Genomic DNA, 13,028 nt, shown 5'->3' with positions numbered 1-13,028 from the left:
CAGTAGTGGCCTGAATGCCATGCACCCGGAGGTTCTGGCCATGCCGCAGCCGCAGTCGTGGGCACCGCACCGCATCGTCGTCATCGCGCCGTCGCCGGTGTCGATGTTCAACCTCGCCATCCCGGAGCTGCTGTTCGCGAAGGTGGAGATCGACGGGGCGCCCGGCTACGAGGTCACCGTCTGCACCCCGGACCCCGGCCCCGTCACCACCACCGGCGGCCTCGACCTGCACGTCGCCCGTGGCCTCGACGCCGTGGAGTCCGCCGACACCGTCCTGGTCGCCGGTACCGGGGTGCAGGACACCCCGGACGCCCGCACGGTCGCCGCGGTCCGCGCCGCTGCCGCCGCCGGCCGGCGGGTCACCTCCATCTGCAGCGGCGCCTTCGTGCTGGCCGAGGCGGGCCTGCTGGCGGGCCGCAGCGCGACGACGTACTGGCAGCTGGCGGACGAGCTGCGGGACCGCTACCCGGCGCTCGACCTCAAGGGCGACGTCCTCTATGTGCAGGACGGCCAGATCCTCACGTCCTCCGGCTACGCGGCGGGCATCGACATGTGCCTGCACATGATCCGCACCGACTACGGCGCGGCCGTCGCCAACGAGGTGGCGCGCCTGGCCCTGGTGGCCCCCGTACGCCCCGGAGGCCAGACCCAGTTCACCCAGACCCCCCTCCCGCCCGAACGCGGCACGGCCTGCGCCGACACCCGGGGCTGGGCCATGCGCAACCTGGACAAGCCCCTCACCCTCACGGACCTGGCCCGCCACGCGGGCGTGTCGGTGCGCACCCTCACCCGCCGCTTCCACGCCGAGAGCGGTGTCAGCCCCCTCCAGTGGCTCCTCCACCAGCGCATCGAGCGGGCCAAGGAACTCCTGGAGACCACCACCCTCCCCATGGACCGCATCGCCCAGTCCTCAGGTCTCGGTACCGCGGACTCCCTCCGCACCCACCTGGTCCGCCGCACCGGCCTGACCCCGACGGCGTACCGCACACAGTTCAGCCGCCTGGGAGCCGACGTAGTCGCCCAGGGGGCCCGGGAATGAACCTCGCTGCTTGAATGTTCACCCATTAACCGGAGGAAGTCTCCGCACCCCGCCCCCCGACCTGGAGAGAGCCGAGAACATGCGCGTCGAGATCTGGAGCGACATCGCCTGCCCGTGGTGCTACGTGGGCAAGGCCCGCTTCGAGAAGGCGCTGGAGGCCTTCCCGCACCGTGACGGCGTCGAGGTGGTGCACCGCTCCTTCGAGCTGGACCCCGGGCGCGCCAAGGGCGACGTCCAGCCCGTGATCAAGATGCTCACCAAGAAGTACGGCATGAGCGAGGCCCAGGCCCAGGCCGGCGAGGAGAACCTCGGCGCCCAGGCCGCCGCCGAGGGGCTGGAGTACCGCACCCGCGACCGCGACCACGGCAACACCTTCGACATGCACCGCCTGCTCCACCTCGCCAAGGAGCACGGCAAGCAGGACGACCTCATCCAGGCCTTCTACCGGGCCAACTTCGCCGAGGAGCGCTCCGTCTTCAGCGAGGGCGACGAGCGCCTCGTGGACCTGGCCGTCGGCGCCGGTCTCGACGAGGCCGACGTCCGCAAGGTCCTCGCCGACCCCACCGCGTACGCCGACGACGTCCGCGCCGACGAGCGCGAGGCCGCCGAGCTCGGCGCGAACGGCGTGCCCTTCTTCGTCCTCGACCGCAAGTACGGCGTCTCCGGCGCCCAGCCCGCCGAGGTCTTCGCCCAGGCGCTGACCCAGGCCTGGGGCGAGCGCTCCCCGCTCCAGCTCCTCGACCAGGGCGACGCTGAGGCGTGCGGCCCCGACGGCTGCGCGGTCCCGCAGCGGTAAGAACCGCAGGTCGGGGGCGATCTATAAGCAGCGCTTGGCGAAACCACGTAGAAATCGGCAATGGACGGGGAGTTCCCGGAGTCCCACAGTGGACGCATGGAGACCTTCGAGAGCCTCGTCCGTGCCGAGTTCGCCCCGAAGAACACCTACCTCAACACCGCGAGCACCGGCCTGCTCCCGGCCCGCACCGTGACCGCGATGCGCGTCGCCGTGGAGTCGGCCGCCGCCGGCGACCCCACCGACATGTTCGGGGACGTCGAGGCGAGCCGCACCGCGTACGCGCGCCTCGTCGGCGTGCCGGACAGCCGCGTCGCGGCCGGCGCCTCGGCCGCCGTCTACAGCGGCCTGATCGCCGCCTCCCTCACCGAGGGCGCCGAGGTCCTCACCGCCGAGGGCGACTTCAGCTCACTCGTGAACCCCTTCCACGTCCGCCCCGACCTCAAGGTCCGCAGCGTCCCCCTGGAACGGCTCGCCGAGTCCGTCCGCCCCGGCACCGCCCTGGTCGCGGTCAGCGCCGCGCAGTCCGCCGACGGCCGGATCGCCGACCTGGCCGCGATCCGCGAGGCCGCGCGGCGGCACGGCGCCCGCACCTACGTCGACGCCTCCCAGGCCACCGGCTGGCTGGACTTCGACGCGGACGCCCACGACTACTCCGTCTCCGTCGGCTTCAAGTGGCTCCTCTGCCCGCGGGGCGTGGCCTTCCTCGTCGTACCGGCGGACCTCGGCGGACTCACCCCGCTGTTCGCCGGCTGGGTGGCGGGGGAGCGGCCCTGGGACGCGTGTTACGGCCCCATCGCCGAACTCGCCCACTCCGCACGCCGGTTCGACGAGAGCCCGGCCCTGTTCTCCTACGCGGGCGCCCGGCGCTCCCTCGAACTCCTGGCGGAACTCGGCGTGGACACCGTCCGCGCCCACGACCTCGCCCTCGCCGACCGCTTCCGCACCGGCCTCGCCGCACTGGGCCACATCCCCGTGTCGTCCCCGGGCTCACCGATCGTCTCCGTGCCCGGACTCGGCCACCGCCAAGGCGAGTTGAGCGCGGCCGGGATCGAACTCTCCGACCGGGCGGGCAACTTGCGGACGGCGTTCCACCTGTACAACACGACCGACGACGTCGACCGGCTGCTGGACGCCCTGGCGTCCTGAAACGCCGACGACGCGGCCCTCGTACGCAAGGTACTGGCCGCGTCGCCGGCGTGGCGGTGACTGCGATGGGGGAGGTCAGCGCACCGGGGTGAAGTCCCTGGCGCCAATGAACTCCGGCCGTCGTACCGGTGCCGCGAACGGCTCCACGGCCGCGTTCTCCACGCTGTTGAACACGATGAAGACGTTGCTGCGCGGGAACGGCGTGATGTTGTCGCCGGAGCCGTGCATGCAGTTGCAGTCGAACCAGGTCGCCGAACCGGCCTTGCCCGTGAAGAGCTTGATGCCGTACTCGCTCGCCATCTTGGTCAGCGCCTCGTCCGACGGCGTGCCTGCGTCCTGCATCTGCAGCGACTTCTTGTAGTTGTCCGTCGGCGTGGCCCCCGCGCACCCGAGGAAGGTCCGGTGCGAACCGGGCATGATCATGAGCCCGCCGTTGGTGTCGTAGTTCTCGGTCAGCGCGATCGAGACGGACACCGTCCGCATGTTCGGCAGACCGTCCTCGGCGTGCCAGGTCTCGAAGTCCGAGTGCCAGTAGAAGCCGCTGGCCCCGAAGCCCGGCTTGACGTTGATCCGCGACTGGTGGACGTAGACGTCCGAGCCGAGGATCTGCCGGGCCCGGCCGACGACCCGCTCGTCCCGCACCAGCTTCGCGAACACCTCGCTGATCCGGTGCACCTCGAAGACCGAACGGATCTCCTTGGACTTCGGCTCGACGATCGAGCGTTCGTCCTCCCGGATCGCCGGGTCGTTGACCAGCCGCTCCAACTCCTGCCGGTAGACGGCGACCTCGTCCTCGGTGATCAGTTCCTCGATGGCGAGGAAGCCGTCCCGCTCGTACGACTGGAGGCCGAGGGAGGTGATCGGGCCGGGGGTGTCCGGGGCGCCCCAGACGACGGGGTCCTGGCGCGGGACGGTGACCTCGGCGGCGCCTCGGCTCGGGTACAGATCGGTGATGGTGGTCATCGGGCTCAGCCCTCCTCGGTCAGCAACGGGTACACCCCGTTCTCGTCGTGGTCCTCCCGGCCGGTCACGGGCGGGTTGAACACACAGATGCAGCGGAAGTCCTCCTTGATCCGCATCGTGTGCCGCTCGTGACCGTCGAGGAGGTACATGGTCCCGGGCGTGATCGTGTACGTCCGCCCGGTCTCGTCGTCGGTCAGCTCGGCCTCGCCCTCGACGCAGACGACGGCCTCGATGTGGTTCGCGTACCACATCGACGTCTCCGTACCCGCGTAGAGGATCGTCTCGTGGAGGGAGAACCCGACCTTCTCCTTGGCGAGGACGATGCGTTTGCTCTCCCAGGTGCCGGACGCCGACTTCACATGGCGGTCGGTGCCTTCGATGTCCTTGAACGATCGGACGATCACGTGCTGAACAGCTCCTCTTCTCGGGCGGTTTCGGGCAGGGATTCTCAGGCGGTCTCGCGCACGGCGCGGGCGAGGATGCTCAGGCCCTCGTCCAGCTCGTCCGGGGTGATGGTGAGCGCCGGGAGCAGCTTGACGACCTCGCTCTCCGGCCCCGACGTCTCGATGAGCAGCCCGAGTTCGAAGGCGCGCGCGGCGACCCGTCCGGCCCGCGCCTTGTCATGGAACTCCAGGCCCCACACCAGACCCCGGCCCCGGTACTCGCGCACATCGGCGAGGTTCTCCTCCGTGATGGAGATGAGCCCCTGCTCGACCTGCTCGCCGCGCGTCCGGGTCTGCTTCTCCATCGCCGACCCGTCGGCCCAGTACGTCTCCAGGGCCGCGGTCGCGGTGACGAACGCGGGGTTGTTGCCGCGGAACGTGCCGTTGTGCTCGCCGGGCTCCCAGATGTCCAGTTCGGGCGTGAACAGGCACAGCGACATCGGCAGCCCGTAGCCGCTGATGGACTTGGAGACGGTGACGATGTCGGGCGTGATGCCGGCCTCCTCGAAGGAGAAGAACGCGCCGGTGCGCCCGCAGCCCATCTGGATGTCGTCGACGATGAGCAGCATGTCCTGCCGCTCGCACAACTCCTTGAGCGCGCGCAGCCATTCGGGCCTGGCGACGTTGATGCCGCCCTCGCCCTGCACGGTCTCCACGATCACCGCGGCGGGCTTGTTGAGCCCGGAGCCCTGGTCCTCCAGGAGCCGCTCGAACCACAGGAAGTCGGGCACGGTCCCGTCGAAGTAGTTGTCGAACGGCATGGGCGTGCCGTGGACCAGCGGTATCCCGGCCCCGGCCCGCTTGAAGGCGTTGCCGGTCACGGCCAGGGACCCGAGGGACATCCCGTGGAAGGCGTTGGTGAACGACACGATCGCCTCGCGCCCCTTCACCTTCCGCGCCAGCTTGAGCGCGGCCTCCACGGCGTTGGTGCCCGTCGGACCCGGGAACATGACCTTGTACGGCAGATCGCGCGGCCGCAGCACCAGGTCCTGGAAGGTCTGCAGGAAGGAACGCTTGGCGGTGGTCGACATGTCGAGCCCGTGCGTGACGCCGTCCCGCTCCAGGTAGTCGATCAACGCCCGTTTCAGGACGGGGTTGTTGTGGCCGTAGTTCAGCGAACCGGCGCCGGCGAAGAAGTCCAGGTACTCGTGGCCGTCCTCGTCGTACATGCGGCTGCCGCGCGCGCGGTCGAAGACGGTGGGCCAGCCGCGGCAGTAGCTGCGCACCTCGGACTCGAGGGTCTCGAAGACGCTGAGGTCGGGCTGGGTGATGGTCACGACGAATCGCTCCTCGATAGGCGTGGGGGGAGTGCGGGGGGTCGGCAACGGTGGGGTCAGGGGGAGAGGGGACCGATGCGGTAGAGGACTTCGGGGTCGTGCGGCCCGTCGGGGAACAGCCGGGTGTCGAAGAGGACCTCGCGCTCCACCGTCGCGCCGTGCCGCTCGGCGAACGCGGCGAAGAGCCGCTCGGAGGCGGTGTTGCCCGGCGTGATGGTGGTCTCGAGGGAGGTGATCCGGTGCGCGGCGGTGGTCCGCGCGACCAGCCCGTCGAGCAGCGTGCCCGCGAGCCCGCGTCCGCGGTGCGACGCGTCCACGGCCACCTGCCAGATGAGCAGGGTGCGCGGACGGTCGGGCCGCACATAGCCGGTGACGAACCCGACCGGCTCCCCGCGCCCGTCCCGTGCGACGGCCGACGTGGCGGCGAAGTCACGGCACCACAGCAGATAGCTGTACGACGAGTTCAGGTCGAGGGCCTTCGAGTCCCTCGCTATCCGCCACAATGCGGCGCCGTCCGTCACGGACGGGCGGTCGATTTGTAGTTCGGTCTGCGGGTCGGCTTGCAGGTCTGCTGGTGAGGCAGTCATGCGAATTGAATTTACCGAGGGAAATTAAAAAATGCATGGCCGGGAGGGGTTACATGGCGCGCCCTGATGTGTTATCGCGCGGGCGCGTGCGGTTGCGCGAGGGCGGTGTTGTATGCCCCGATATGACCGGCATGAAATGCGCAAAACGGTCGTGCTGTGTAACGCGTCACAGCCATGTAACCCCCGCGAGATCTGCCCGAATTACCCCTCTTGTCGTTCGCGAAATCTTTGCGTTTAGGTCGGAGGAGAGCGGGCAGAAGAATACGGGAAGCTACCCTGAAATGAATTCCCGAATTAGTGAGGAATTAGGCGCCGGTTACCCCGTCGATACGTTCCCGCAAAAGGTCCGCGTGCCCGTTGTGCCGGGCGTACTCCTCGATCATGTGGAGGAGCACCCACCGCAGACTGACCTCGGTGCCGGTGAAGGGCGCCTCCACCATCCGTCCGGTGTCGTCGAGCGACCATCCGACGTACAGCTCCCGCCCGCGCCCGATCGCACTTCAGCGCGAGCGTGGCCCGGTGGAAGTCCAACCAGCTTTCCAGCATGGGCAGTTCGGGCCCGGTCATGAGGGGGACGGGCCGGCCGTCGGGGGGGGTGTGGGGGGGTGTCGGTGGTCATGCGGGCGGCATGGCACGGGGGTCTGACACCTCAGCCCGCGTCATGCTGCCCGTCGTCCGAGGAGGAGGCCCGCCTGCCGCCGCCCCCTACCGCCACTCACCCTCCACCGCCCGCAACGCCCCCTCCGCATCCACACCCAGCCCCCGCTCGGCCAGCGCGGCGCCGAGCGCCGCCAGGCTCGCCCGTACCGCCCCCGGCGTGGCGTCCGCCCCGTAGTGGTTCACCCGGATCATCTCCTTGGCCAGCGCACCCCCGCCCGCGGCCAGCGGCAACGCCGGGTCCGAGGCCAGCGCCCGGGCCACCAGCTCCGACGCCACCACCCCGGCCGGCGCCCGCAGCGTCGTGGCCACCGGCGCTGCGTCCCGGGCCTCGTACACGTACGGCTCAAGCCCGCCACCCAGCGCCACGGCCCCCGCCCGGGTCGCCGCCGCGGCCGAGGCGTGCCGGGCCATCACCGCGTCAAGGCCGACCTCCTCGATCCGCTCGACACACGCCTCGAGCGCCAGCATCTCCAGCTGCGCGGGCGCGTGCAGGAGCGCCTTGCGGCCGCCGTCGACCCACCGCTCCTTCCAGTCCAGCAGCGACAGGTACGACCGCCGCGGCGCCCGCGGGTTCGCCGCCATCCGCGCCCACGCCCGCTCGCTCACCGAGACCGCCGACACCCCGGCGGGCCCGCCCATCGCCTTCTGCGCCCCGATCACGCACAGGTCGACGCCCCACGCGTCCGGCAGCACCGGCTCCGCGCCGATCGAGGCGACCGCGTCCAGGTAGAACAGCGCACCGTGTTCCCGTACGACCTCGCCGATCTCCGCGACCGGGTTGGTGTTGCCGGTCGCCGCCTCCGCGTGCACCAGCGACACGAAGTCGATCGACGGGTGCTCGGCGAAGGCCTCCCGGATCTGCTCGGCCGTGACGGCGGTGTGGAACGGCACCGCGAGGTCGATCACCGTCGCCCCGCAGTCCCGCAGCCAGTCCCCGAAGGTCTGCCCGTAGGGGCCGGTGATGACATTCAGCGCGACGGTCCCCGGACCCGCCGTCGCCCGGATCGCCCCCTCCAGGGGCAGCAGCGCCTCGCCCTGCATGATCACGACGTCCTGCCCGGTGTCCAGCAGCCGCGCCACGCGGTCCTCGATCGACGCGAAGTGCGCGGCGCTCAGCGGGGCCAGGTCAAGGAACGGATGCGTCACAGCGGTGCTCTTTCGCTCACTGGGGTAGAGGTGATCGAGGGTAACCGCCCCACGCCGACCCCCGCTGACCACCGCCGACCGGTGCTTCTTAGGCTGAACGGCCTCGGAACCATCGCTTTGATTTGAGAGACCCAAACCTTTCCTTATAATCGGAACCCACAGTTCCCTCACAGGAGGCTCCCCCGTGAAGACGATCCTCGGGCGCCGGACCCGCATCCTGGCCGCCACCACCGCGACGGCCGGGCTCCTGCTCGTGGCCGGCTGCTCCTCGGACGACGACGGAGGCAGCGGCACCAAGACCGCCGCCGGTGGCGTCGAGCTCGTCAAGGCGGGGCAGCTCACCACCTGCACCCACCTGCCCTACCCGCCCTTCCAGTCGGAGATCGACGGCAAGGTGCAGGGCTTCGACGTCTCGCTGATCGACCTGGTCGCCGACGACCTCGGCGTGAAGCAGGAGATCCTCGACACCCCCTTCGAGAACTTCAAGACGGGCGCCTTCCTCAACTCCGGCGCGTGCGACCTCGCCGCGGCCGGCATGACCATCACCGAGGAGCGCAAGAAGAACGTCGACTTCTCCGACCCGTACTTCGACGCCACCCAGGCCCTGCTCGTCGACAAGGACAGCGGGATCACCTCGCTCGCCGACGCCAAGGCCAAGAAGGTCAAGCTCGGCGCCCAGGCGCAGACCACCGGCGAGGACTACGCCAAGAAGCAGGGCTTCGACCCGGTCTCCTTCGAGTCCTCCGACGCCGTCCTCAACGGCATGCGCTCCGGCCAGGTCAAGGCCGTCATCATCGACTACCCGGTCGTCCAGGGCTGGCTGAAGGACAAGGCCAACTCCGACGCCTTCAAGGTCGCCGAGCAGCTCAACACCGGTGAGCAGTACGGCTTCACGGTGAAGAAGGGCAACACCAAGCTCCTCGCCGCCATCAACAAGGCCCTCGCCGACGCCAAGGCCGACGGCACGTACAAGAAGCTGTACGAGAAGTGGATCGGCCCGTACGACGCCTCGGCGGCCTCCGCCTCCCCGTCCGCGTCGGCATCCTGACCCCATGGCCGATACAGACGTACCACTCCAGCCCAGGAAGAAGGGCCTGACCCGGCGTCAGAAGCGCAGCCTCTCGCGCGGCGCGCAGTACGTCGTGTTCGTCGGCGCCGTGATCGCCTTCGCGGTGTCGGCGGACTGGGACCGGCTGAAGAACCAGTTCGCCCAGTGGGACATCGCGCAGCAGATGTTCCCGGACGTCATCACGCTGGCGCTCAAGAACACCGTGCTGTACACGCTGTCCGGGTTCGCCTTCGGACTCGTGCTCGGCATGGTCATAGCGCTCATGCGGCTGTCGTCGGTGGGCCCGTACCGCTGGTTCGCCGGTGTCTACATCGAGATCTTCCGCGGCCTGCCCGCCCTGCTGATCTTCATCTTCATCGGCGTGGCCGTACCGCTCGCCTTCCCGGGGACCGAGATCCCCGGCGGCACCTACGGCAAGGTCGCGCTCGCGCTCGGCCTGGTCGCGGCGGCCTACATGGCGGAGACGATCCGCGCCGGCATCCAGGCGGTGCCCAAGGGGCAGCTGGAGGCGGCCCGTTCACTGGGCTTCTCGCCCGCGCGGGCCATGGTCTGGATCATCATCCCGCAGGCGTTCCGCATCATCCTGCCGCCGCTCACCAACGAACTCGTCCTGCTCTTCAAGGACTCCTCGCTGGTGCTGTTCCTCGGTGTCACCCTGGAGGAACGCGAACTGTCCAAGTACGGCCGCGATCTGGCCAGCCAGACCGCCAACTCCACGCCGATCCTCGTCGCCGGCCTGTGCTATCTGCTGGTGACGATCCCGCTCGGCTTCGTCGTCCGCCGTATGGAGGCCAAGGCCCAGGAGGCGGTCAAGTGACGAGCACGGCAGAGATCCAAGTCCGGGGCCTGCACAAGTCGTTCGGCGACAACGAGGTCCTCAAGGGCATCGACCTGGAGATTGGGCGCGGCGAGGTCGTCTGCGTCATCGGCCCGTCCGGCTCCGGCAAGTCCACGCTGCTGCGCTGCGTGAACCTCCTCGAAGAGCCCACCCAGGGCCGGGTCTTCGTCGGCGGCACCGAACTCACCGACCCGGACGTCGACATCGACGCCGTACGCCGCCGGATCGGCATGGTCTTCCAGCAGTTCAACCTCTTCCCGCACCTCACCGTCACCGAGAACCTCACGCTGCCGCAGCGCCGGGTCCTCAGGCGCGGCAAGGCGGAGGCGGCGAAGGTGGCCGCCGAGAACCTGGAACGCGTCGGCCTGTCGGAGAAGGCGGACGCCTACCCGGCCTCCCTCTCCGGCGGCCAGCAGCAGCGCGTCGCCATCGCGCGGTCGCTGTCCATGGGCCCCGAGGTGATGCTCTTCGACGAGCCGACCTCCGCGCTCGACCCCGAACTCGTCGGCGACGTCCTCGCGGTGATGCGCATGCTCGCCGACGAGGGCATGACCATGATGGTCGTCACCCACGAGATGACCTTCGCCCGCGAGGTCGCCGACCGGGTCGTCTTCATGGACGGCGGAGTGATCGTCGAGGACGGCGTCCCCGCCCAGGTCATCGGCAACCCGAGCCACGAACGCACCCGCCACTTCCTGTCCCGCCTCCTCGACCCGGCGATGGCGGACGTGGAGGAGGAGAGGTCCGACCAGGTGGGCGGCAAGACCGACTGAAGAGGGCCGCCGCTAAGGTGCGAGGCATGAACGATCGCGCGGTGCTGCACGTCAAGGGACGGATCCTGGTCGGACCCGAGGAGGTCCGCGACGAGTTGTGGATCATCGACGGCCGGATCTCCTACGACCGTCCCGCTGGCGCCCGTGACATCCGCTCCGTCGTCGGCTGGGCCCTGCCGGGCCTGGTCGACGCGCACTGCCATGTCGGCCTCGGCCCGCACGGCCCGGTCCCGCAGGACGTCGCCGAGAAGCAGGCGCTCACCGACCGCGAGGCCGGCACCCTGCTGATCCGGGACGCCGGTTCGCCGTCCGACACCCGCTGGATCGACGACCGCGAGGACCTCCCGAAGATCATCCGCGCCGGCCGGCACATCGCCCGCACCCGCCGCTACATCCGCGGCTACGCCCACGAGATCGAGCCGGACGACCTGGTCGCGTACGTCGCCCAGGAGGCCCGGCGCGGCGACGGCTGGGTCAAGCTGGTCGGCGACTGGATCGACCGCGAGCTCGGCGACCTGTCCGCCCTCTGGCCGCGGGACGCCCTGGACGCGGCCATCGCCGAGGCCCACCGCCTCGGCGCCCGGGTCACCGCCCACTGCTTCTCCGCGGACTCCCTGCCGGACCTGGTCGGCGCCGGCATCGACTGCGTCGAGCACGCCACCGGGCTGACCGAGGAACTGATCCCGCTCTTCGTCGAGCACGGCGTGGCGATCGTCCCCACCCTGGTCAACATCGCCACCTTCCCGCAGCTCGCGGCGGGCGGCGAGGCCAAGTTCCCGCGCTGGTCGGCGCACATGCGGCGACTGCACGAGCGGCGCTACGACACCGTGCGCTGCGCCTACGACGCCGGCATCCCGGTGTACGTCGGCACCGACGCCGGCGGCACCCTGCCGCACGGCCTGGTCGCGGCCGAGGTCGCGGAACTCGTCACCGCCGGCATCCCGCCGGTCGAGGCCCTCGCGGCGACCACCTGGAAGGCCCGGACCTGGCTCGGCCGCCCCGGCCTGGAGGAGGGCGCCCCGGCCGACCTCGTGGTCTACGCGTCCGATCCGCGCGCCGACGTACGCGTGCTGGCGGACCCGCAGCGGGTCGTCCTCGACGGCCGGGTCACCGCCTGAGCCGCGTTGACGGAGCGTAACCGGCGAGCGGCCTGGCTCGTTCTGCACTCCCGCTCACGCGCCGCCCCGTCAACGCACGCGCTCGCACAGAAGGGGGTACGGGGGTGACTTCGAGGAACACCCGTGCCGCATGAATCGAAAAGGTTCACGGGAACACCACGTTGGGGTGAACTCCCGTCGGACCGCTGACTGTTCACTCTCAGTGCGTAATTCTTGCCGAGTCCCGAGCAAGTCTCCTCTGAGGGGTCCCCACCTTGAACGGCAAGAACTTCCGTATGCCCGCACGCCGTCTCGCGACCGTCGCGACGGCCACCGCCCTGGCCGCCGGTCCCGCGGCCCTGGCGGGCGCGGGTTCCGCCCACGCCACCGGCGACGAGGGCCGCGCGAGCGCCGTCGTCCTGCGCACCGGGCTCGACGTGTCCCTGCTCAACAAGACCGTGAACGTCCCGCTCGCGGTCTCCCTGAACGAAGTGCAGGCGCCGCAGAGCGCCGAGAAGACCGCGCTGACCGCCGAGTTGAACGGCGTGAACAACGGCCAGGCCTTCAGCGTGCTGAACGCCGAGGTGGCGTCGGCGAAGGCGGACGTCACCGCGACCAAGGCCGAGGCCTCGACCCACCTCGCCCACGCCAGGCTCCACGTCCCCGGCCTGCCGCTGCTCTCGGTCGTCGAGCTCGGCACGGTCAGGTCCGAGGCGGTCTGCGAGGCCGGGAAGCCGCCGGTCGCCCGGTCCAACGTGCTCGGTGACGTCACCGTGCTCGGCAAGAAGGTCACGCTGAGCGCGGGCGGACCGACCGAGGTGAAGGTCCCGGGCGTGGGCGAGGTCCGCCTCGACCTGTCCAAGCGCGAGACCACCTCGCGCACGGCCGCCGCCACCGCCCTCGAACTCACCGTCTCCGTCAACCCGTTGAAGCTCAACGTGGCCGAGGTCGAGGGCACCCTGACCCTGGCGAAGGCCACCTGCGAGGCCCCGGCGGCACCCGCCGCCACAGCGCCCTCCGAGGACCCGGCCGGCGGCGACGTGAAGCCCCAAGGCGCCCCCGCCGAGGCCGGGTTGGCCGAGACCGGCGGCAACTCCATGACCCCGTACATCGCGGGCGGCGCGATCGCCCTGATGGTCGCGGGCGGGGGAGCGGTCGCGGTGGCGCGGCGCGGCAGGAACTGAGCGACGGCGA

The 13,028-nt window shown here is 70.3% G+C and carries 13 protein-coding genes and 1 pseudogene; 8 read left to right on the top strand and 6 right to left on the bottom strand.

All coding sequences use genetic code 11. From position 1 onward, the window contains the following. The first annotated feature begins 40 nt into the window (after positions 1-40). The 3 genes from CRP56_RS09965 to CRP56_RS09955 all read left to right on the top strand — a co-directional run bounded on the left by CRP56_RS09965 (position 41) and on the right by CRP56_RS09955 (position 2,981). Positions 41-1,039 carry a GlxA family transcriptional regulator gene (locus tag CRP56_RS09965; RefSeq protein ID WP_257040433.1) on the top strand — a complete coding sequence of 333 codons (999 nt, stop codon included), beginning with the start codon at positions 41-43 and terminating at the stop codon, positions 1,037-1,039. Positions 1,040-1,118: 79 nt separating this feature from the next. Next, positions 1,119-1,835 carry a DsbA family oxidoreductase gene (locus CRP56_RS09960; protein WP_097262353.1) on the top strand — a complete coding sequence of 239 codons (717 nt, stop codon included), beginning with the start codon at positions 1,119-1,121 and terminating at the stop codon, positions 1,833-1,835. Between the two features lie 96 nt (positions 1,836-1,931). Continuing rightward, positions 1,932-2,981, top strand: a complete 1,050-nt coding sequence (locus tag CRP56_RS09955) for an aminotransferase class V-fold PLP-dependent enzyme (protein WP_097262351.1) — start codon at positions 1,932-1,934, stop codon at positions 2,979-2,981. A 75-nt stretch (positions 2,982-3,056) separates the two neighbouring features. On the opposite strand, the gene thpD is transcribed toward CRP56_RS09955, so the two are convergent. The 6 genes and pseudogenes from thpD to CRP56_RS09925 all read right to left on the bottom strand — a co-directional run bounded on the left by thpD (position 3,057) and on the right by CRP56_RS09925 (position 8,057). Then, on the bottom strand, positions 3,057-3,944 hold the full coding sequence (gene thpD, locus CRP56_RS09950) for an ectoine hydroxylase (RefSeq protein ID WP_097262350.1): 888 nt from the start codon (positions 3,942-3,944) through the stop codon (positions 3,057-3,059). A gap of 5 nt (positions 3,945-3,949) precedes the next feature. After that, positions 3,950-4,348: an ectoine synthase gene (locus CRP56_RS09945; RefSeq protein ID WP_097262348.1), complete on the bottom strand. Its 399-nt coding sequence runs from the start codon at positions 4,346-4,348 to the stop codon at positions 3,950-3,952. Positions 4,349-4,392: 44 nt separating this feature from the next. Next, positions 4,393-5,664, bottom strand: a complete 1,272-nt coding sequence (ectB, locus tag CRP56_RS09940; protein WP_097262346.1) for a diaminobutyrate--2-oxoglutarate transaminase — start codon at positions 5,662-5,664, stop codon at positions 4,393-4,395. 56 nt (positions 5,665-5,720) lie between these two features. Next, the gene (ectA, locus tag CRP56_RS09935; RefSeq protein WP_097262344.1) at positions 5,721-6,251 is read right to left on the bottom strand and encodes a diaminobutyrate acetyltransferase; all 531 of its coding nucleotides are present in this window, start codon (positions 6,249-6,251) and stop codon (positions 5,721-5,723) included. Between the two features lie 305 nt (positions 6,252-6,556). After that, positions 6,557-6,818, bottom strand: a pseudogene (locus CRP56_RS09930) (mycothiol transferase). Positions 6,819-6,956: 138 nt separating this feature from the next. Next, positions 6,957-8,057, bottom strand: coding sequence for a pyridoxal-phosphate-dependent aminotransferase family protein (locus CRP56_RS09925; protein WP_097262341.1), 1,101 nt, complete (start codon positions 8,055-8,057; stop codon positions 6,957-6,959). 184 nt (positions 8,058-8,241) lie between these two features. Between CRP56_RS09925 and CRP56_RS09920 the strand changes: the two genes are divergently transcribed. From CRP56_RS09920 to CRP56_RS09900, 5 genes are all read left to right on the top strand, one after another. After that, on the top strand, positions 8,242-9,105 hold the full coding sequence (locus CRP56_RS09920) for a transporter substrate-binding domain-containing protein (RefSeq protein WP_097262339.1): 864 nt from the start codon (positions 8,242-8,244) through the stop codon (positions 9,103-9,105). A 4-nt stretch (positions 9,106-9,109) separates the two neighbouring features. Continuing rightward, positions 9,110-9,943 carry an amino acid ABC transporter permease gene (locus CRP56_RS09915; protein WP_097262337.1) on the top strand — a complete coding sequence of 278 codons (834 nt, stop codon included), beginning with the start codon at positions 9,110-9,112 and terminating at the stop codon, positions 9,941-9,943. Continuing rightward, positions 9,940-10,737: an amino acid ABC transporter ATP-binding protein gene (locus CRP56_RS09910; RefSeq protein ID WP_097262335.1), complete on the top strand. Its 798-nt coding sequence runs from the start codon at positions 9,940-9,942 to the stop codon at positions 10,735-10,737. The genes CRP56_RS09915 and CRP56_RS09910 overlap by 4 nt, the downstream gene beginning before the upstream one ends. A gap of 26 nt (positions 10,738-10,763) precedes the next feature. Continuing rightward, a complete protein-coding gene (locus CRP56_RS09905) occupies positions 10,764-11,855 on the top strand; it encodes an amidohydrolase family protein (protein WP_097262333.1) in 1,092 nt (363 codons plus the stop codon). Positions 11,856-12,109: 254 nt separating this feature from the next. Further along, positions 12,110-13,018 carry an SCO1860 family LAETG-anchored protein gene (locus CRP56_RS09900; protein WP_097262331.1) on the top strand — a complete coding sequence of 303 codons (909 nt, stop codon included), beginning with the start codon at positions 12,110-12,112 and terminating at the stop codon, positions 13,016-13,018. Positions 13,019-13,028 lie beyond the last annotated feature (10 nt).

It is taken from the genome of Streptomyces sp. TLI_55, from assembly GCF_900206255.1.
Taxonomy (GTDB): Bacteria; Actinomycetota; Actinomycetes; order Streptomycetales; family Streptomycetaceae; genus Streptomyces; species Streptomyces aquilus.
This window is presented reverse-complemented; position numbering and strand designations above follow the sequence as displayed.

What these genes read in the sequence shown, in the direction of transcription:
- thpD (WP_097262350.1), bottom strand. Translation starts at nt 3,944, where the DNA reads ATGACCACCATCACCGATCTGTACCCGAGCCGAGGCGCCGCCGAGGTC.
- ectA (WP_097262344.1), bottom strand. Translation starts at nt 6,251, where the DNA reads ATGACTGCCTCACCAGCAGACCTGCAAGCCGACCCGCAGACCGAACTA.
- CRP56_RS09960 (WP_097262353.1), top strand. Translation starts at nt 1,119, where the DNA reads ATGCGCGTCGAGATCTGGAGCGACATCGCCTGCCCGTGGTGCTACGTG.
- CRP56_RS09955 (WP_097262351.1), top strand. Translation starts at nt 1,932, where the DNA reads ATGGAGACCTTCGAGAGCCTCGTCCGTGCCGAGTTCGCCCCGAAGAAC.
- CRP56_RS09905 (WP_097262333.1), top strand. Translation starts at nt 10,764, where the DNA reads ATGAACGATCGCGCGGTGCTGCACGTCAAGGGACGGATCCTGGTCGGA.
- CRP56_RS09915 (WP_097262337.1), top strand. Translation starts at nt 9,110, where the DNA reads ATGGCCGATACAGACGTACCACTCCAGCCCAGGAAGAAGGGCCTGACC.
- CRP56_RS09965 (WP_257040433.1), top strand. Translation starts at nt 41, where the DNA reads ATGCCGCAGCCGCAGTCGTGGGCACCGCACCGCATCGTCGTCATCGCG.